15 protein-coding genes are annotated in these 18,497 nt (G+C 70.0%); 7 read left to right on the forward strand and 8 right to left on the reverse strand.

Annotated elements, in window-relative coordinates:
- Positions 1–107 precede the first annotated feature (107 nt).
- Entirely contained in the window at positions 108–1,736 is a 1,629-nt protein-coding gene (locus D3218_RS08070) for an electron transfer flavoprotein-ubiquinone oxidoreductase (protein ID WP_425359298.1), read from the forward strand.
- Between the two features lie 13 nt (positions 1,737–1,749).
- On the opposite strand, the gene D3218_RS08075 is transcribed toward D3218_RS08070, so the two are convergent.
- The 3 genes from D3218_RS08075 to D3218_RS19685 are packed head-to-tail and all read right to left on the reverse strand — an operon-like array spanning position 1,750 to position 4,435.
- Positions 1,750–2,703, reverse strand: a complete 954-nt coding sequence (locus tag D3218_RS08075; protein WP_168990456.1) for an endonuclease/exonuclease/phosphatase family protein — start codon at positions 2,701–2,703, stop codon at positions 1,750–1,752.
- A gap of 43 nt (positions 2,704–2,746) precedes the next feature.
- Complete coding sequence (locus D3218_RS08080) at positions 2,747–4,246, reverse strand: AMP nucleosidase (RefSeq protein WP_119539479.1); 1,500 nt, start codon at positions 4,244–4,246, stop codon at positions 2,747–2,749.
- Between the two features lie 39 nt (positions 4,247–4,285).
- Positions 4,286–4,435 (reverse strand): hypothetical protein, encoded by a 150-nt coding sequence (locus D3218_RS19685; protein WP_168990457.1) that lies wholly within the window; start codon positions 4,433–4,435, stop codon positions 4,286–4,288.
- A 184-nt stretch (positions 4,436–4,619) separates the two neighbouring features.
- On the opposite strand from D3218_RS19685, the gene D3218_RS08085 reads away from it, so the two are divergent.
- A complete protein-coding gene (locus D3218_RS08085) occupies positions 4,620–5,327 on the forward strand; it encodes a glutathione S-transferase family protein (protein ID WP_119539481.1) in 708 nt (235 codons plus the stop codon).
- Positions 5,328–5,329: 2 nt separating this feature from the next.
- Here the strand turns inward: D3218_RS08085 and D3218_RS08090 are convergent, their stop codons facing one another.
- From D3218_RS08090 to D3218_RS08100, 3 genes are all read right to left on the reverse strand, one after another.
- Complete coding sequence (locus D3218_RS08090; RefSeq protein ID WP_119539483.1) at positions 5,330–6,463, reverse strand: acyltransferase family protein; 1,134 nt, start codon at positions 6,461–6,463, stop codon at positions 5,330–5,332.
- Positions 6,463–6,813: a DUF2147 domain-containing protein gene (locus D3218_RS08095; RefSeq protein ID WP_119539485.1), complete on the reverse strand. Its 351-nt coding sequence runs from the start codon at positions 6,811–6,813 to the stop codon at positions 6,463–6,465. Before D3218_RS08095 ends, D3218_RS08090 begins: the two co-directional genes overlap by 1 nt.
- A 76-nt stretch (positions 6,814–6,889) precedes the next feature.
- Positions 6,890–7,234: a DUF2147 domain-containing protein gene (locus tag D3218_RS08100; RefSeq protein WP_119539486.1), complete on the reverse strand. Its 345-nt coding sequence runs from the start codon at positions 7,232–7,234 to the stop codon at positions 6,890–6,892.
- A 332-nt stretch (positions 7,235–7,566) separates the two neighbouring features.
- On the opposite strand from D3218_RS08100, the gene D3218_RS08105 reads away from it, so the two are divergent.
- Positions 7,567–7,839, forward strand: a complete 273-nt coding sequence (locus D3218_RS08105; RefSeq protein ID WP_119539488.1) for a sel1 repeat family protein — start codon at positions 7,567–7,569, stop codon at positions 7,837–7,839.
- Between the two features lie 9 nt (positions 7,840–7,848).
- On the opposite strand, the gene D3218_RS08110 is transcribed toward D3218_RS08105, so the two are convergent.
- The gene (locus tag D3218_RS08110; RefSeq protein WP_119539490.1) at positions 7,849–8,946 is read right to left on the reverse strand and encodes a pyridoxal phosphate-dependent aminotransferase; all 1,098 of its coding nucleotides are present in this window, start codon (positions 8,944–8,946) and stop codon (positions 7,849–7,851) included.
- 179 nt (positions 8,947–9,125) lie between these two features.
- Between D3218_RS08110 and D3218_RS08115 the strand changes: the two genes are divergently transcribed.
- From D3218_RS08115 to D3218_RS08125, 3 genes are all read left to right on the forward strand, one after another.
- A complete protein-coding gene (locus tag D3218_RS08115) occupies positions 9,126–10,250 on the forward strand; it encodes a metallophosphoesterase family protein (protein WP_119539492.1) in 1,125 nt (374 codons plus the stop codon).
- A 4-nt stretch (positions 10,251–10,254) separates the two neighbouring features.
- Entirely contained in the window at positions 10,255–12,882 is a 2,628-nt protein-coding gene (locus D3218_RS08120) for an AAA family ATPase (protein ID WP_119539493.1), read from the forward strand.
- Between the two features lie 391 nt (positions 12,883–13,273).
- Entirely contained in the window at positions 13,274–14,518 is a 1,245-nt protein-coding gene (locus D3218_RS08125; protein ID WP_119539495.1) for a porin, read from the forward strand.
- 591 nt (positions 14,519–15,109) lie between these two features.
- Here D3218_RS08125 and D3218_RS08130 read toward each other — a convergent pair.
- The gene (locus tag D3218_RS08130) at positions 15,110–17,224 is read right to left on the reverse strand and encodes a lytic transglycosylase domain-containing protein (RefSeq protein WP_425359299.1); all 2,115 of its coding nucleotides are present in this window, start codon (positions 17,222–17,224) and stop codon (positions 15,110–15,112) included.
- A gap of 377 nt (positions 17,225–17,601) precedes the next feature.
- Here D3218_RS08130 and dapA point away from each other — a divergent pair, with 377 nt between their 5' ends.
- Positions 17,602–18,486, forward strand: a complete 885-nt coding sequence (gene dapA, locus D3218_RS08135; RefSeq protein ID WP_119539498.1) for a 4-hydroxy-tetrahydrodipicolinate synthase — start codon at positions 17,602–17,604, stop codon at positions 18,484–18,486.
- Positions 18,487–18,497 lie beyond the last annotated feature (11 nt).

Here is an 18,497-nt window from a genome sequence, read left to right on the forward strand (position 1 = left end):
CCTTTGAAACCTCGTGTAAGACGGTCAACATTCGTCTGGATTCGTTCCAGATTTCGTCACGAGGGAGGACGTCGCCCGTGTCCGACACAGCAGCGCAACGGGAATCGATGGAGTTCGACGTCGTGATCGTTGGCGCGGGGCCGGCCGGTCTCTCGGCGGCGATCCGGCTGAAGCAGGTGAACCCCGAACTGTCCGTGGTCGTGCTGGAGAAGGGCTCCGAGGTCGGCGCCCACATCCTGTCGGGCTGCGTCCTCGATCCCTCCTCGCTCGACGTGCTGCTGCCCGAATGGCGCTCGGAGGAAACGCCGATCCGCCAGCGGGTGACCGGCGACCGTTTCTACGTCTATGGCCCGCACGGCTCGGTGCGCCTGCCGAACGTCGGTCTGCCCAAGCTGATGGACAACCACGACAATTTCGTCGTCTCTCTCGGCCTCGTCTGCAAATGGCTGGCCGAGAAGGCGGAAGGGCTGGGCGTCGAGATCTATCCGGGCTTTGCCGCGAGCGAGCTCCTGTTCGACGAGGCGGGCGCCCTGCGCGGCGTCGCCACCGGCGACATGGGGATCGAGCGGTCGGGCGAGCCGGGCCCCAACTACCAGCCGGGCATGGAGCTGATCGGCAAGTACGTGCTGATCGGCGAGGGCGTGCGCGGCTCGCTGGCCAAGCAGCTCGTCGCCCGCTTCGGCCTCGGCCAAGACGCCGATCCGCAGAAATTCGGCATCGGCATCAAGGAGCTCTGGCAGATCGACCCGGAGAAGGCCCGGCCCGGCCTGATCCAGCATTCGTTCGGCTGGCCGCTCGACATGCGCACCGGCGGCGGCTCGTTCCTCTACCATCTCGAGAACAATCAGGTCTATGTCGGCTTCGTCGTCCACCTGAACTACGCCAACCCGTATCTGAACCCGTTCGAGGAATTCCAGCGCTTCAAGACGCACCCGGACATCGCCGAGCTGCTGGCGGGCGGCAAGCGCCTGAGCTACGGCGCGCGGGCGATCTCCGAGGGCGGCTACCAGTCGGTGCCCAAGCTCGTGTTCCCAGGCGGCGCCCTGATCGGCTGCTCGGCGGGCTTCGTCAACGTGCCGCGTATCAAGGGCGTGCACAACGCGATCTCCTCCGGAATGCAGGCGGCCGAGGCGGCGGCCGAGGCCATCGCCTCCGGCCGGGCGCAGGACGAGCTGGCGACCTACGAGGCCGGGTGGCGTTCCTCGCCGATCGGGCGCGACCTGTTCCGGGTGCGCAACGTCAAGCCGCTCTGGTCGCGCTACGGCACGGCGCTCGGCGTCGTGCTGGGAGGCCTCGACATGTGGGCGCACCAGCTTTTCGGACGTTCGCTGTTCGGCACGCTGAAGCACGGCAAGACGGACGCGGCGTCCACCGAGCCGGCGTCCAAGCACAAGCCGATCGCCTATCCCAAGCCCGACGGCGTCCTCACCTTCGACCGGACGTCATCGGTGTTCCTGTCGAACACCAACCACGAGGAGGACCAGCCGGTCCATCTCCGGGTGCAGGACATGCAGCTCCAGAAGACCTCCGAGCACGATGTCTATGCCGGCCTGTCGCAGCGCTACTGCCCGGCCGGCGTCTACGAGTGGATCGAGGAGGGCGAGGGCGCGCCGCGCTATCAGATCAACGCGCAGAACTGCGTCCACTGCAAGACCTGCGACATCAAGGATCCCAACGGCAACATCACATGGGTTCCGCCGCAGGGCGCGGAAGGGCCGGTCTACGGCACCATGTGAACCCGGCGCCGCGTCAGCGCGCGGCGACCGACGTCGCGGGCGCCGCGGGCGGCGGGGCGACCGAGAAGCGCACGAGCACCGGTAGGTGGTCCGAGGCGGTGGCCGCGGGCCGCTCGACGCTTCGGATGGTGATGGCGGGCGAGGCGAGGAGGTTGTCGATCCCGAGCCCCGCGACACGCGCGATTTCGGTGGGCACGCCTTCCAGGATCCATGTCGGGCCTATCCCGCGCACGACCCGCGTCCCCGTCGCCTCGGCATAGGCACCGAGGAACGCGCTCCAGCCCACGGCGTTGAAATCGCCCGTAAGGAGCAGCGGCGCGGGAAGGGCGGCCAGCGTATCGCGCGCGCTGTCGAGGCGCCGCCACTGGCCGCGCGGCCAGGGCCAGAGCTGATGGTGCGAGGCGATCGTGACGACCACGCCGTTGAGGTCGACGCGCGCGGCCGCGAGCGAATCGCCCACGTCGCACAGCGGCTTCGATCCCTCCACGAAGGGCCGGCGCGAGAGGATCGCCGAGTCGCCGTGGAACCCGTCCGCCTCCAGGCACACCGCCTGATAGGGATAGGTCGCCCGCAGGGGCTCCAGCGTCGCGCGCCATTCGGCGGTGAGCTCCTGCAGGGTGATGATGTCGGGCCGCAGTTCGGCGATGCGCCGTAGGGCCTCCGTCCGGTCCCCGGCGTTCCAGAGAAGGTTCATCTGGAGGAGCGTGTAGGTCGGCGTGCCGTCCTCGGCCGCGCCGCGCATGGGGATCACGTAGGGCGCCACCGACGCCAGCGCGGCGCATGCCGCCACGGCACCGATCGCGCCGCCCGCCCATTGGCCGACGAGCAGCGACAGGGCCGAAAGGAGCAGGAGCAGCAGCGCCAGATGCGCGCGGAAATGCGACAGCGCGTCGAGCGGCTGCGACCAGCGGCCCAGGAAACCGAGCGCCAGGGCGACGACGAGGAGGGCGACGAGCGCCTGGAGCATGCGGCGTCCCCGGTTCGGAAACATTCGGGCCACCGGCGGCGGCCTACTGGAACGCGGTCTCGAAGAAGGAACGCAGCTTGCGCGAATGGAGCGTCTCCACCGGCATGTCGGCGAGGCTCTGCATCGCGCGGATGCCGATCTCGAGGTGCTGGGCGACCTGCCGCTTGTAGAACTCGGTCGCCATGCCCGGCAGCTTCAGTTCGCCGTGCAGCGGCTTGTCCGATACGCAGAGCAGGGTGCCGTAGGGAACGCGCAGCCGGTATCCGTTGGCCGCGATGGTGGCCGATTCCATGTCCAGCGCCACCGCGCGCGACTTCGACAGGCGCTCCACCGGTTCGGTCTGGTCGCGAAGTTCCCAGTTGCGGTTGTCGATCGTCGCCACGGTTCCCGTGCGCATGATGCGCTTGAGATCGTAGCCTTCGAGCCCCGTCACGTCGGCCACCGCCTGTTCCAGCGCCACCTGCACCTCCGCCAGCGGGGGGATCGGCACCCAGGCCGGCAGGTCGGCGTCCAGCACGTGGTCCTCGCGCACATAGGCATGCGCGAGCACGTAGTCGCCCAGCGCCTGCGTGTTGCGCAGCCCCGCGCAGTGGCCGAGCATCAGCCAGGCGTGCGGGCGCAGGACGGCCACGTGGTCGGTGATCGTCTTGGCGTTGGACGGGCCGACGCCGATGTTGACCATGGTGATGCCGCTGGAGCCCGGCCGGGTCAGATGGTAGGCCGGCATCTGCGGGAGACGGGGCGGCGCGAGGCCGCTCTCGGGCTCGCTGGCGCCGGCACGGGTGACGAGGTTGCCCGGCTCCACGAAGCTCTCGTAGCCGCGCCCGCCGTCCTCCATAAGCATGCGCGCCATGGCGCAGAACTCGTCCACGTAGAACTGGTAGTTCGTGAAGAGGACGAAGTTCTGGAAGTGCTGCGGGCTCGTCGCCGTGTAGTGGGCGAGGCGCAGCAGCGAATAGTCCACGCGCTGCGCGGTGAACGGGGCGAGGGGAAGCGGCTCGCCGGGCTTGGGCACGTAGTTGCCGTTGACGATCCGGTCGTCCGTCGCCTCAAGGTCCGGGACGTCGAAGATGTCGCGCAGCGGCTTGTCCAGCTTCTCCGCCAGCGCCCCGTCGACATAGGTGCCCTCGGGAAGCGCGAAGTGCAGCGGGATCGGCGTGTGGGACAGGCCGACCTCGATGGGCTGCCCGTGGTTGCGCAGGAGCTGCTCGAACTGCTGGACCAGATAGTCGCCGAAGAGCTCGGGTCGGGTGATCGTGGTGGCGTAGTGGCCGGGTCCGGGCACGAAGCCGAAGGACAGGCGCGAATCGACGCGCGCGTGGCCCGCGGTGCGGATCGCGGCCTGCGGATAGAAGGCGCGGTAGCGGCGCGAGGTGTCGCTGGTCTCCAGCACCGCGTCGAAGCTCTCGCAAAGGAAATCGACCGACGCCGCGTAGACGCGCTTCAGCGCGTCGACGGCCGCCTCCGCGTCGGTGAAGGCCTGCGTCGCGATCGGCGCCGGCGTGAGGGTGTCGGTGGTGGGCGGGGCGAAGCGATCTGTCATGATTCTCTTTACCGGAGGATCATGACGGGCGGGAAGGGGTCAGCGAACGCAGACCGCGCCCTGGTCGAAGCAGCCGTGGCTCGCCGTCGCCATCATCCCGTGGCCGTGCCGGTCCTGCTCCACGAGCGTCGAGAAGCTGAGCGCGAAGAGGGCCATCAACGAGGTGACGACGGACAGGCGGACGAGCATGGCGGTTTCCTCTCTTCTCAATCGCGCGATGATTGCCGACCGGAGCTGAATTCGGGCTGGCGCCATCGTTCAGCCTGCGTTCACGCAGCGTTCGCGGCCCGGCATCGCCTGGGGGACACCCCCGCCCATGCAACTCGCCGCGTGCCGCACTAGGTTGGGGTCCGACATACCATTCGGAGGCATCATGGTCGAGCAAGCGAAGCCCATCGAACTGCACTACTGGCCCACGCCCAACGGCTGGAAGGTCTCCATCCTCCTCGAGGAACTCGGCCTTCCCTACGAGCTGAAGCTCGTGAACATCGGCGCCGGCGACCAGTTCAAGCCGGAGTTCCTGGCGATCTCGCCCAACAACCGCATGCCCGCCATCGTGGATCCGGAAGGGCCGGGCGGTCAGCCGATCTCGGTCTTCGAGTCGGGCGCGATCCTGCAATATCTCGCCCGCAAGTTCGCCCGCTTCTATCCGAGCGACGAGCGCCGGCGCGTGGCGGTGGACGAGTGGCTGTTCTGGCAGGTCGGCGGCCTCGGGCCGATGGCAGGCCAGGCGCACCACTTCCGCCAGTACGCGCCGGAGAAGATCGCCTACGGTATCGATCGATACACCAACGAGGTCAACCGGTTGTATGGCGTCATGAACAAGCGGCTCGAAGGCCGCGAGTTCTTGGCGGACGACTACTCGATCGCCGACATGGCCTGCGTCGGCTGGATCGTGCCGCACGCCAACCAGGGGCAAGACCTTGCCGACTTCCCCGATCTCAAGCGCTGGTTCGACACCATGAACGCCCGCCCGGCGGTGCAGCGCGGACTGGCCGTGGGCAAGGAGGAGCGTGAGCGGCTCAACCTCGCGCAGGACAAGAACGCGCAAGGCGTCCTGTTCGGCCAGCGCGCCCGCTGACGTCAGGTCTTGAACAGGAACACCACGGCGACGATCGCGTAGGTGCCGACATAGATCCACGCCCAGCGGCGAAAGCTTTCGGGCGTGGATCGATCCGAGCGCCGGCGCAGCCAGGCGTAGAGCCTGAGGTCGAGCATGCCGAGCGGAATGGACAGGAGGATCGATCCCGCGACCGCCGCCGCGAACGCCGCCCCGCCCGTCAGCGGCAGGTGGTCGTAGGTGAATCTCAAAACCGACATGTGGCAGAGATACAGCGCGTAGCTCCAGTCGCCGAACCGCGTGGCGACGCTCTGCAGCGGCGTGCGGCCGGGCCGGTCGCTTTCCAGCGAGATCGCCAGACCCACCAGGATCACGGCGGTCACGGCCGCGAGGAGGCGGCCGGCGCCGACCGCGCCGGTTCCCGGAATGGCGATCGCGGCGGCGACGGCGATGCCCGCGAGCGCCGGGTGGAAAACATTGCGCCGCACGAGCCAGGGGACCAACAGCCCCCCGGCGAATGCGGCCGACGCGGACATGAACGGGATCTCGACGAACTTGACCGCGATGCGCGCCTGCGTGTCCGGCTCCGCCAGCGTGCCGCCGATCGAAAGCGCGAGCGCCACCAAGGCGATCCCCTCCAGGCGACGCGTGAGCCCCGCCACCGCCACCAGGAACAGGGCCACGTAGAAGAAGAGCTCGAAGACCAGCGTCCATTCCACGGCCAGCCGATAGTTGCCGTTCTGGCCGATCGCGACGAGCGACAGCGCCCGAAGGTCGATGCCCGCATCGCCCAGCAGCGCCACCGGCAGCACCAGCGAGGCGATGAGCAGCATCGGATAGATGCGAAGGATGCGATGGATCAGGAACTGCGGAGCCGGGGTGGTCTTCAGGATATCGGCCATCAGCGCGCCGGAGATGGCGAAGAAGATGGCGACGCCCAGGATTCCAAACCGCTGTCCGAAGATGTCGGTGAACCGATGGTCGCCGAACTCGAGGATCATATACTGCGAGGCGTGGAAGAGCACCACGAACAGGGCGGCGACGGCACGCAGCCATTGCAGGTTGCGGTTGCGGGCGCGGCGCTGGAACACCGGCGCATGGGCCGTCTCGACCTCGCCCCCGGGGCGATCCTGCACCGGCCGGACGTCGGCCGGCATCAGCCCGCCTCGCCGACGCGTGTCCAGGTCTGCGAGCGGCAGAACACCTTCGCGACGCAGCCCGTCAGGACGAGCCTGTCGCCTTGGATTTCGACGCGGCCCTCGTAGCTCTTGTCGCTGCTGGGATCGACCACGGTGCCGACATACGCCCGGCCGCTGCCTTCCACCGTACCGACCGTCTTGCCCTTGTAGGCTCCTGTGTTGACGGTGGAGCAGAACTTCGCGCCGCAAGGCGCGTAGTCCACCGTCTCGCCGTTCGACAGGCGCCAGGTGCCCACGATCGGCTCGTCCGCCCGCGCGGAGCCACAGGCGGCGGCCAGCGCGGCCGCGAGGACGAGCGGTTTCAACATGGACGAGCTCCCGGTTGTGCCAGGCCGAGCGATCCCCGAAAGGGATCGCCGCGTCAAGGCCGCCGGGCGACGCGTATCAGAGCCGGCTCAGCGATTGCGAGCGGCAGATCAGCCCACCCAGCACGCAGCCCGAAACGGACAGCGTGTCGCCGGTCAGCTTGCCTTTGCCGGAATATTCCTTGCCGCCCTTCGTGTAGTCGGTGACCGTTCCCTGGTAGGCGCCGGCGCCCGAAGGGGTCATCCGACCGAAGGTCTTCCCCTTGTTGGGACCGTTCACGTAGGTCAGGCAGAATCCGCCGGAGCACGGGGCGATGCGCGCGTCGTTGCCCGACGGCATGCGCCACATGCCCTCGATCGGGTCCGCCGCCGCGGCACCGGTCAGCGCTGCCAGCGCGAAGATCGTCGCAGCCAAACGTTTCATGTCGTCCTCCCGGCCGCCCCGTCTTGATCGCGGGCCTCGCGGCTTACGCGAACGTAAATGGAAATGCGACGGCCGCCAAGAGGCCGGCCTTCGGCGCCGATCGCTTCGCATGATGAACGGAACGCAAGCCGGCATGCTGAAGCGGGCGTAAAGCGAATCAAGCGAAAGCCGGAAACGCAGGACTTCCACGCCGGCAATCCTCAAGACTTTTCGAGGCGTGAATCCTGCATTCAACTTGAATTAGCCAAGCATTTTAAGCGCCGGTTCAAGCCGTGCTGCCAAGCTCCATTCGAGGCACCCGATAGGCGCAAAGAGGAGAAAGGACGAAAACCATGGCACGCTTCGACCTTCAGGACGGAGACTTCGGCACCGCACTCGGGATTGCGGCGCCGATCGGCGAGACGCTGTTCGCGATGGGCCTGCGCCACGCGGCCGGCCGCGACGACGAGGCGGATCTCGTCTCGGCCCACATGTACTTCAACCTCGCCGACCAGATGGGCGTGGAGGATGCGGCGGTCCATCGCCAGGACCTCGCGGCGATGATGAGCAAGGCCGAGATCGGCCGCGCCCTGCGCCTCGCCCGCGAGTGGCTCGCCCGCAACTGAGCCGTCCGGTCAGGCGTCGGCCTGTGCCAGCGACGCACGGAGCGCCGCGGCGAACCGGTCGAGCTCGTCGTCCCGGCCGACGGTGACGCGGATCATCCGATCCAGCGGCGCCACGCCCGGCATGCGGATGAAGACCTGCCGCCCGAGCACGCCTTCGAGCACCCGGCACGCATAGGCACCGTCCCGCCCGCAGTCGATGGCCACGAAGTTGGTCGCGGAGGGCAGGGAGCGAAGCCCTGCGGCCGCTGCGATGTCGGCGAGCCTTCCACGGGCGCGCGCGATCCGCTGCACCGTGTCGCGCAGATGGGTTTCGTCACCGAGCGCGGCGAGCGCGCCGGCCTGCGCCATGCGCGAGACGCCGAAGTGATTGCGCACCTTGTGGAACTGCGCCACCGCGTCCGCCGCGCCGAACACGAACGCCACCCGCACGCCCGCCATCCCGTAGGCCTTCGAGAAGGTGCGGAAGCGCAGGACGTTGGGCCGGATCTCGCTTGCGCTCGGCAGCGCCGTGGCGGGCGCGAGATCGCTATAGGCCTCGTCCAGCACCAGCAGCGTCCCCTCCGGCACGGCGTCCATCAGACGGCGGACCGCCTCCGCCTCGTGCCAGCTTCCGGTCGGATTGTCCGGGTTCGCGAAGTAGACGAGCTTCGGCCGCGTCGCCCGCATGCGTTCGATCAGGGCGTCGACATCCTCGCGATCCTCGCGATAGGGCACGAAGTCGAGCGTGCCGCCATGACCGGTGACATGGTAGTTGAAGGTCGGATAGGCGCCGAGCGAGGTCAGCGCCCGGTCGCCCGGCTCCAGCGCCACCTGCGCCAGCAGGCCGAACAGCCCGTCGATGCCTTCGCCCACCACCACTTCCTCGAAACGGATGCCGAGACGGGCCGCGATCGCCTCGCGCAGGGCATGATGCTCCGGGTCGCCGTAGGCCCAGCTGTCGCGCGCCGCACGGCTCATCGCCTCGACGGCCAGCGGCGAGGGGCCGAACACGCTCTCGTTGGCGCCGAGCCGCGCCAGGAAGGGGCGGCCGAACCGGCGCTCCAGCGCCTCCGGGCCGACAAAGGGGATCGTGGCGGGAAGGGCCAGGGTGCGGGCGTTGAACGGCATGGGGGGATCTCGCGACGGCTACGGGCCCGTTCTAGTGGCTGCCGCGACGCTTGCCCAGGGCCGCCGGCCGCCGACGCAAACCCGTTGATAAGGCGCGGCTTGCGACGCTTTCCGCTTGAAACCGGGCCGCTGTCTTCCCACGCTTGGCCCATGCTCGCCCACCGCGCCCGTTTCCCCCGATGATCCGCCTCGTCCACACGGCCGACTGGCAGATCGGCAAGCCGTTCGGCGGCTATCCCGAGGACACCCGTGCCGAACTGCGGGCCGAAAGGTTCGCCGCCGTCCGGCGCGTCGCGGTGCTGGCGCGCGAGCGTGGCGCGGATTTCGCGGTCGTGGCCGGCGACGTCTTCGACGGCAACACCGTGTCCGACCGGGACATCCAGCGCACGCTGGACGCGATGGCCGAGTTCGCCGGTCCCTGGATCATGCTGCCCGGCAATCACGATCCGGCGGTCAGCGTTTCGGTATGGTCGCGCCTTCGGCGCTTCGACCACCGCGCCCGCGTCGTGGTGGCCGACGCGGCGGAGGCGATCGAGCTGTGCGAGGGTCGTGCGGTCGTTCTGCCGGCCCCGCTCCTGCGCCACCGCGAGGGCGCCGATCTCACCGAATGGTTCGACGGGGCCGAGACGCCGCCCCGCGCGGTGCGTGTGGGCCTCGCGCACGGGGCGGTGGCCAACCGGCTGCCGGCTTCGGCCGAGAGCGGCAATCCGATCGCCGACGATCGCGCCGACCGGGCGCGCCTCGACTATCTGGCGCTCGGCGACTGGCACGGCTTCCTCGAGATCGCGCCCCGCACCGTCTATAGCGGCACCCCCGAGCCCGATCGCTATCCGGCCAACGAGCCGGGTTTCGTGGCCCTGGTGGAGATCGACGCGCCGGGCGCCGCGCCGCGCGTCGAGCGGCTGCGCACCGCGCGGTTCGACTGGCGCGCCCTGACGATCGACGTCCACGGTGATGCCGGGGCGCTGACCCATGCGCTCGCGGCACTCGCGGCGCCCGGCGAGACGCTGGTCGACCTTACCCTGCGGGGCACCCTGTCGCTGCGCGAGCGGATCGCCCTGGACGAGGCGCTGGCGGGCTGGCGGCCCCGCTTCTTCGACCTGCGCCTTCGCGACGACGGGCTGGTCGACGAGCCGGACGAGGAGGATCTCGACCGGATCGACGCGGCGGGCTTCGTGCGCACGGCGGTGGATCGCCTGCGCGCCAAGGCCGCCAGTCGCGAGGATCCCGAGCGGGCCGCGGCCGCGCTCGCGCTTCGCATGATGTTCGCCGAACACGCCCGCCTCGGCCGGCGGGAAGGGTAGGGCCTTGTACCTGCGCGCGCTGACGCTTCGCGAGTTCGCGGGCGTGTCCTCCCTGGTTCTCGATCGGTTCGAGAGCGGTCTCAACGTGATCGTCGGCGACAACGAGGCCGGCAAGTCGACGGTCCTGGCCGCCCTGCGCGCCGCCTTCTTCCAGAAGCATCGCTCCAGCGGCGAGGCGACGCGCGCGCTCGTGCCCTACGGGCGACAGGCGCGCCCCGAGGTCGAGGTCGCGTTCTCGCTCGGCGGCACCGACTATCGTCTGCGCAAGGCGTTTCTCCAGAAGCCCGAGGCCGAGCTGTCCTGGTCCGGCGGCCGGCTGCAGGGCGACGCGGTGGAGGAGCGGCTGGCCGAGCTGCTCCGTTTCACCCATTCTGGCGCTCGCAAGTCGCGGGACGGCGATTTCGTGGGCACGTTCGGTCTGCTCTGGGTCAACCAGGGCCGGTCCACCGAAGGCATCGACCTGGGCGCCGGGCGCGACGCGGTGACGGCTTCGCTGGAGGGCGAGGTGACGCAGGTCCTGGGCGGCGAGCGGGGCCGGGCGCTGATCGCCGCCTCGCGCGCGAGCCAGGACCGGTTCTTCACAGAGACGCTGCGCGTCAAGACAAGCTCGCCACTGCGCGAGGCCGAGGAGCACCTCGAGCGGCTGCGCGAGGAGCTGGCCCAGCGGCGCATGGCGCTCGCCGACTACCGCGCCAGGCTGCAGCGCCTGTCCGATCGGCGCTCGGTGCTCCGTTCCTACGAGGGGGACGACGCGGCGGGACAGGCGGCGGCGGCCTTGGCGCGCGTCGAGGCGGAGCAGCGGGCGCTCGGCGACCTGCGCCGCGACTGCGCCGACGCCGAACGCGAGTTGAAGCACGCGCTCGCGGCGCGCGAGCACGCGGGCGAGCGCGTTCGGCGGCGCGAGGCGCTCGCCGCCGCCGTCGCGCAGGCCGTGGCGCTCGAAGGAGCGGAGCGCCAGCGTCTTGCCGAACTCCATTCGGCGTCGGAGCGCGAGCGTCGCCACCTTGGCGAACGCGAGGACGCGCTCGCCATCGCCCGCGCCGCGCTGGAGGCGGCCGAGCGGCGCGCCGAGACGGCACGCCTCGCCGACGAGCGCCTGCGCCTGTCGCGCGAGATCGAGCGGCTCGACGCGCAGCTCGCCGAAGGCCGGCGTCTCGCCGCCCGCCTCGACGCGCTGCGCGAGGAGGCGGGCGGCGGCACCCCCGCGCCTCGCGCGCTGGCTGAACTGGAAGAGATCGAGCGTCTGTGCCGCGAGGCGGAGATCCGCCTCTCGGCGGCCTCCCCGACGGTCCGCTTCGCGCCCGAGAAGGCCGGGGCCGCGATCCTGCTCGACGGCGAATCGCTCTCCGACTCGGCGGCCCATGTGGTCTCCCGGCGCAGCACCTTCGCGTTGCCGGGCTTCGGCACGGTGACGGTCGAGCCCGGCGGCGGCTCGGCGGCCCTGGCGGACGAGGCGGCCCGCAGCCGCGAGCGGCTGGCGGCGCGCCTGTCCGCGCTCGGCCGGTCCTCGGTCGAGGACGTCCGGCGTGCCGTCCGCGAAGGCGAAGAGCGCGACGCGGAGCGCAAGCGGCTTCGCGAGCTGCTGGCGGCAAGGCTGCCCTCGGGGCTCGAGGCGTCGGACGCCGAGCTGCGGGGGCTGCGCGAGGCGCTGGCCCGCCTGCCGCGCGGCGACGGGCCGGAGATGGTGGTGGATCTGGTCGCCGCGCGCGCCGAGGCGCAGGGCGCGCGCGAAGGGGCGTCCCGCGCCGAGGGTGAGCTGGAGGCCGCGCGCCGCGATCTGCGCGCCGGCGAATCGGAGCGGGTCGCGGCGGAAGCGCGGGTCGCCCATCGCGGGGCCGAGGCGCTGCGGCTGCGCGCCGAGATCGAGGAGGCCGAGGCGGCGCGCCCGGCGGCCGCGCTGCGCGAGGATCTCGCGGCGGCCGAACTGGAGCGCGCGGCGCGAGAGGCCGTGGCCGAGGCGCGTCGGCGGGCCTTGGCGGAGGGCGATCCCGAGACCGTGGAGCGGACGGTCGTGGCCAAGCGGCGCGCTCGCGACGAGATCGAGCGCACGCTTCTGGCGCTGCGCGCCGAGATCGCCAGTCTTGAAGGCGAGCTGCGGGTCCAGGGCGCCAACGCGCTCGACGAGGAGATCGCAAGGCTCGAGGGCGAGGCGGAGCAGGCGGAGCGCGCCCGGGCGCGGCTTGCGCTGGAGGCGGATGCGTCGCGTCTCCTGCACCAGACCCTGCTGCAGGCCCAGCGCGAGGCGCACGAATCGTGGCTGGCGCCGATCAAGTCGCATGTCGCCCCCTATCTGCGGCTCATCCACCCCGATTCCGACATTGCGCTTGACGAGGGCACGCTGGAACTGACCGGCCTGCGTCGCGGCGGCGTGGACGAGGAGTTCCATCGCCTGTCGGCCGGCGCGCGCGAACAGGTCGCCGTGGTCACGCGGCTCGCGCTGGCCGACGTTATCAAGAAGAGCGGCCATCCCGCCGCGGTGATCCTGGACGACGCGCTGGTGAACACGGACGAGCGGCGGCTGGAGCGGATGCACCACGTCCTGCGCAAGGCGGCCGAGGGGCTTCAGGTGATCGTCCTGACGTGCCGCGAACGCGACTTCCGCGACATCGGAGCGCCCATCTTTCGCCTCTGACGCGGCGGACGTCGGGCAGCGTGCGACGCGGCGCGAGCGTCGCAAGGGGCGTTCGCCGCGTCGCGTCGCGCCCCTCGCGAGGGTTGCCCGAGGCTGGCAAGGCCCGTCCGCGCAAGGGTTTGGTCAGCCTCGCGCAGGCTTTCCCGCGAAAGCGCCGCAATTCCTAACGGCCGGTGAACGTGATCGTGGCGCGTGTGCAACAGCGGTGTGACCAACGCGCCTCCAAGGCGGTCGTATGGCGTTTCCGTGATTGCATCCCAAGCCAGCCTGAATATTCTCACCATCAGAAGCGCGGGGGACGACCCGGACTTCTGCAGGGGATGGGGCAGGGAAGGCTGTCCTTCGAAACAAAAGCCCAACCCTAACCTATAACTTGACTGGAGGTCAGGACATGAACATCAAGAGCCTTCTTCTTGGCTCCGCTGCGGCCCTCGTTGCAGTTTCCGGCGCTCGTGCGGCCGACGCCATCGTCGCCGTCGAGCCCGAGCCGGTCGACTACGTCCGCGTCTGCGACGTCTACGGCAAGGGCTTCTACTACATCCCGGGCACCGAGACCTGCCTTTCGGTCGGCGGTTACGTCCGCTTCCAGGTGAACGTCGCCGGCGACCCGGCCGTCAACCTCGAGGGTGACGACTACCAGCTCGCTTCCCGCGTCCGCGCCCGTCTGAACTTCGACGCCCGCGAAGAGACCGAGCTCGGCACCCTGCGCGCCTTCGCCCGTCTCCAGGCGACCAACACCTCGGGCGCCAACAACGGCGTGGCGATCGATCAGGCCTACATCCAGCTCGGCGGCCTGCTCATGGGCTACCGTGACTCGCTCTGGTCGTCGGACATCGGCGGTCTCGAGGACGGCCTTCTGACCGACACCGACCTCGTGGTCGGCGACTTCAACACCAACCAGGTGTCCTACACCTTCGCCGCCGGCGGCTTCTCGGCCACGATCGGCCTCGAGGACGACGGCACCGGCGACGTGGTTCCGGACATCCACGGCAAGATCGTCTACTCGGGTGCCTGGGGCGGTGCGTTCCTGTCGGCCGTCTACGACGAGACCTTCAACCAGGAAGACCTCGCCAACCTGTTCGGCGACAACCTGGACTTCGTGACGCTGTCGGGCGCCTACCCGACGCTTCTCCAGGACGGCAACAACGACGCCTTCGCTCTGAAGGGCGGCGTGCTCCTGAAGGACCTGATCGCGCCTGAGTCGCAGCTGAAGATCGAGGGTCACTACGCCTTCGACCCGACGGTCTACGCCTCGATCGACGGTCTGGCCACGGTCAACACCTTCGCCGCCAACAACCCGAACATCCTGAACCCGACCCCGGGCTCGCTGCCGATCGTTCTCGAGTGGGCCGCCGGTGCGGGCTACGCCCAGGCGTTCGGCAAGCTCGGCCTGGCTCTCTCGGGCCAGTACGGCGAGACCTTCGACACGCAGTTCCTGGCGATCAGCCCGCTGGGCACGGTCGTTCCGGTCAACCTGTCGGGTGACTACTACGCCGTGGTCGGCAACGTCGGCTACCAGATCACGAACAACTTCGCGACGCTGGCGGAAGTCTCGTACAAGAACGTCGACTTCGGTGGTCCGATCGGCGACACCGATCAGGTCAACGGCTTCCTGCGCTTCCAGCGCAACTTCTAATCCGAACCTTCGGATCGGAAACGAAAGGCCCGGCGCAAGCCGGGCCTTTTGCGTTTCGACCTTCGGCTGAGCCGCGACGGCGCGGTCCGGCCGCGCGGCGTCCGCGCAAGGGGCCCGCGCCGGTCCTCGTCGGCGCGCGGGTGGGACCGACATCCTCGCGTTCCGCGCACCCGATCGCGGACTGCCGGTGGGCGAGGGCGCCATCGAGCGAGCGAACAGCTCTTGAAGCGGCCATCCGCGAGCTTTGCGAAAAGATGCGGTTCGGTTTAGCGAGGCGCCGCGCTGTCTCCGTCGATCCGCTATCCGTCACCCGCAGGCTTGGTGGCGTTTCGTCGCCTTCGCGGCCGAGGGGCCGCCGGAGACATGGTCACATGTCGCGATGGCCGATCGGGGGTCCGTCTTCCGCCTCGTCTCGCATCGCCTGGATAGCGAAGCCGGCGAGGGCCGGCATGTCACCGTCCGGCAGGCGCTCGCGTTCCACGGTTCCGCCGCCCGGCCCCGAGCCGACCGGCGGCCCGCTCCATACGAAGATGCCCCGGCGCCGTGGCGGCACCGGGGCATCAGGGGCGGCGATGGAGCGGCGAAGCGCCGTCAGTTCCGGCGGCCGAGCGTCAGGTCGCGCTCGATGTCGAATCCGGCGCCGAGGCGCATCTTGTAGACCTGGTAGTTCTCCATCACCCGCTGCACGTAGTTGCGGGTTTCGGTGAAGGGGATCAACTCCACCCAGTCCACCACCTCGTCGATCGACTTGCGGCGCGGGTCGCCGAACCGGTCGATCCATTCGCGCGCGCGCCGGGGCCCCGCGTTGTAGGCCGCGAAGGTGAGGATGTAGGAGCCGTCGAAGCTCGAGATTTGCTGGCCGAGATACTGCGTGCCGAGCAGGGTGTTGAACGACACGTCGTTCTGCAGCTTGGAGTCCGAGTAGCTGAGGCCGGCGTTCTTGGCGAGGCTGCGTCCGGTCGCGGGCATCACCTGGAGAAGGCCCAGCGCGCCGACCGGCGACTTGGCGGTCGGGTTGAAGGCGCTTTCCTGCCGGGCGATCGCGTAGGCCAGCGCCTTGCCGGAAGCCGAGATGTTGGCGCTTGCCGGGATGACGCCGATCGGGAAGGCGAGGGCGGGCGCGTCGACGCCGCGCGCGTAGGCCGCCTTGCCGACGCCGAGCGCCAGGCTGTGGTCGCCCCGCCGCTCCGCCATCGAGGACAGGATCGCGAGCTCGCCGGGACTGTCGAGCTCGTCCGCCAGCGCGCGGTACAGGCTGTCGGCACGCCAGGAGGAGCCGATCGATTCCAGCCGCTTGATCGCCTGCACCGCCTCGCGGCGCTCGAACGTGCGACGCTCGGCGTCCGACGGGCGCGGATAGGCGATCTCGCCGGGGGCGCGGCCGAGCTTGGCGGCGGCGAGCTGGCCATAATAGGTGGCGCCATAGCGCGCGGCGCGTCCGTAGTATTCGCGCGCGCTGCCCGGGCCGCCCGCCTCGGCGGCCCGTCCCATCCAGTAGAAGGCGCGGGACTGGGTGAGCGGGCGCGACGAGATCTGCCCGATCCGGGCGAAATGCTTGGCCGCGGTGGCGGGATCGTTCAGGTAGCGCAGCGCGTACCAGCCCGAGTGGAACTCGGCTTCCACCGCCTCGGTCACGCCTTCGGCCGAATGCGAGGCGACGAGGCGGTAGGCGGCCCGGCGCTCGCCCTTCTCCAGAAGCATGCGCGAGATGATGCGGCGCTCATTCCACCACGCGTCGGGATCGACCAGGGCGTTGCGGTCACGCGGCGCCCTTTCCATGACCGCGGCCGCTTCCAGGATGCGATTCTTCTTGCGCAGGTTCTCGGCCGCGGTGAACAGGTAGCTCGGATCGGACTTGAGGCTCGGATGCACGCCCGCAAGCAGCGCCTCGGCATTGCCCGCTCCCTGGATCGAGGCCGCCCGCGCCTTGAACAGCGATTCGGCGTTGGCCAGCGACGCGACGCGCGAGGCGTCGCCCACCCGGTCGGCATAGAGGAGCTTGTCCATGCGGAACTTGTGGTCGGCGCGCGTCAGCAACGCGCCGAACGTGGAGAGCATGCGCGCTTCCAGCGTCTTGTCCAGGCGGTCGTTGCGCCAGGAGCGGACGATCAGCTCCTTCGCCTTGCCCGCCTGGCCGAGCGCCAGATAGGCCTGCGCCAGCGCCATGGAGCCTTCCGGCGTGCGCGGCGCGTCGCCGGCGAAGGCCGCCACGACGTCGCGCGCGGGCATCGGGTCGCGCAGCAGCGCCCGCTCCAGGTTGGCGCGGATCGTGGCCATGCCCGGCCAGCCGCGCAGCTCCAGCGCCGTGTGGGCGATCTCGGCGGCGGGCACGTCGCTGGTGCCGCGCAGCGCGATGGCCCAGGAGAGGATGTGCCGGTCGAGCGAGCCCGGCGTCATCCCCTCGCGGATCGCCAGCGCGCGCGGAATGTCGCGATGCGTCGCGTCGAGCCCGGTCTGGAGGTCGCCCCGGATCGGCGCGACGCTGGACACGCGCGATCCCATCGCGGCGATCGAGGAGGTGAAGGCCATGGCGTCCGACGAGCCGGCGCCGGGCGCGGCGGCCGGTGGGGCCTGAGGCCGGCGGACCAGCGGATTGGCCGAGGCGGGCGGCGCTGGCGGCGTGCCGAACCGGTTGGGGTCGGGCTGCGCCTCCTTGCGCCCGAACAGCCGCGGGACCTTGATCTCCGGCAGGCCGAGGCGCGGCATCTCGAACGAATGCACGGTGGCCGTTCCGGTGAGGAGCACCGACAGGAGGGCGGGCGCGAGGAGCGCCTTGGCACGGATCGAGCGTTTCATCTGACCTCCTGCTGCAATGCTGCCACACGCGCGCGACCGAGGGCTCGCATGGTTGACCAAAGCTTGCCCCAACGCGGTGAAGAAGGCGTAAACCCTCGCCCATTCCCGTGGTTGCCTTCGCTTGTTTCGTCGTGATGGCTTCTTTATGGTGCGCCCGTCCGCGCGGACGATCGGCCACGGTCCCGGTCGCCCGGCGAGCGGCCTGGGACCCTCGAGCCCATCGCCCGACCCGAGCACGCCCGACGTCGCTTCGGCACCATCATCCGCACGTCGACGGGAGTGACGACATGACCTTCAAGGGCTCGATGCCAGCCTTGGTAACGCCCTTCGCCGAGGACGGCAGCCTCGACGAGGACGGGTTCCGCGCCCTGATCGAGTGGCAGATCGCCGAGGGCTCGCACGGGCTCGTGCCGGTCGGCACAACGGGCGAAAGCCCGACGCTGACCCATGCCGAGCACAAGCGCGCCGTGGAGATCTGCATCGAGACGGCCGCCGGCCGCGTGCCGGTGATCGCGGGCGCGGGGTCGAACAACACCGTGGAGGCGATCGACTTGGCGCGCTTTGCCGAGAAGGCCGGCGCCGACGGCATCCTCGTGGTCACGCCCTACTACAACAAGCCGACGCAGCGCGGGCTCTACGAGCATTTCGCGGCGATCGCGCGCGCGGTCTCGACCCCCATCGTCATCTACAACATTCCGCCGCGCTCGGTGGTGGACATGCTGCCCGAGACCATGGGGCGCCTCGCGCGCGACTTTCCCAACATCGTCGGCGTCAAGGACGCGACCGCCAAGCTCGACCGCGTGCCGGAACAGCGCCTCGCCTGCGGCAAGGACTTCATCCAGCTTTCGGGCGAGGACGCGACGGCGCTCGGCTTCGTCGCCCATGGCGGTCGCGGCTGCATCTCGGTGACGGCGAACGTCGCGCCGCGCCTGTGCGCCGCGCTCCAGGAAGCGTGCCTGGCCGGCGAGTTCGCCCTGGCGCTGGAATACCAGGACCGACTGATGCCGCTTCACAAGGCGATCTTCACCGAGCCGGGCGTCTCGGGCACCAAGTACGCCCTGTCGCGCATCGGCAAGGGCCGCAACCACGTGCGCCTGCCCCTGGTGCCCGTCGAGGCCTCCACGCAGGTCGCGATCGACGACGCGCTGCGCCACGCCGGCCTTCTGAATTGATCGGAGGGCCC

Origin of the sequence: Aureimonas flava, from assembly GCF_003583935.1 — a bacterium.
GTDB classification, from domain to species: domain Bacteria; phylum Pseudomonadota; class Alphaproteobacteria; order Rhizobiales; family Rhizobiaceae; genus Aureimonas; species Aureimonas flava.

Coding starts and splice junctions, on each gene's coding strand:
- D3218_RS08070 (WP_425359298.1), top strand. CDS start 108: ATGGAGTTCGACGTCGTGATCGTTGGCGCGGGGCCGGCCGGTCTCTCG.
- D3218_RS08100 (WP_119539486.1), bottom strand. CDS start 7,234: ATGAAACGTTTGGCTGCGACGATCTTCGCGCTGGCAGCGCTGACCGGT.
- D3218_RS08080 (WP_119539479.1), bottom strand. CDS start 4,246: ATGACAGATCGCTTCGCCCCGCCCACCACCGACACCCTCACGCCGGCG.
- dapA (WP_119539498.1), top strand. CDS start 17,602: ATGACCTTCAAGGGCTCGATGCCAGCCTTGGTAACGCCCTTCGCCGAG.
- D3218_RS08125 (WP_119539495.1), top strand. CDS start 13,274: ATGAACATCAAGAGCCTTCTTCTTGGCTCCGCTGCGGCCCTCGTTGCA.
- D3218_RS08095 (WP_119539485.1), bottom strand. CDS start 6,813: ATGTTGAAACCGCTCGTCCTCGCGGCCGCGCTGGCCGCCGCCTGTGGC.
- D3218_RS08115 (WP_119539492.1), top strand. CDS start 9,126: ATGATCCGCCTCGTCCACACGGCCGACTGGCAGATCGGCAAGCCGTTC.
- D3218_RS08110 (WP_119539490.1), bottom strand. CDS start 8,946: ATGCCGTTCAACGCCCGCACCCTGGCCCTTCCCGCCACGATCCCCTTT.
- D3218_RS08085 (WP_119539481.1), top strand. CDS start 4,620: ATGGTCGAGCAAGCGAAGCCCATCGAACTGCACTACTGGCCCACGCCC.
- D3218_RS19685 (WP_168990457.1), bottom strand. CDS start 4,435: ATGCTCGTCCGCCTGTCCGTCGTCACCTCGTTGATGGCCCTCTTCGCG.
- D3218_RS08090 (WP_119539483.1), bottom strand. CDS start 6,463: ATGCCGGCCGACGTCCGGCCGGTGCAGGATCGCCCCGGGGGCGAGGTC.
- D3218_RS08105 (WP_119539488.1), top strand. CDS start 7,567: ATGGCACGCTTCGACCTTCAGGACGGAGACTTCGGCACCGCACTCGGG.
- D3218_RS08130 (WP_425359299.1), bottom strand. CDS start 17,224: ATGCCGCGCCTCGGCCTGCCGGAGATCAAGGTCCCGCGGCTGTTCGGG.
- D3218_RS08075 (WP_168990456.1), bottom strand. CDS start 2,703: ATGCTCCAGGCGCTCGTCGCCCTCCTCGTCGTCGCCCTGGCGCTCGGT.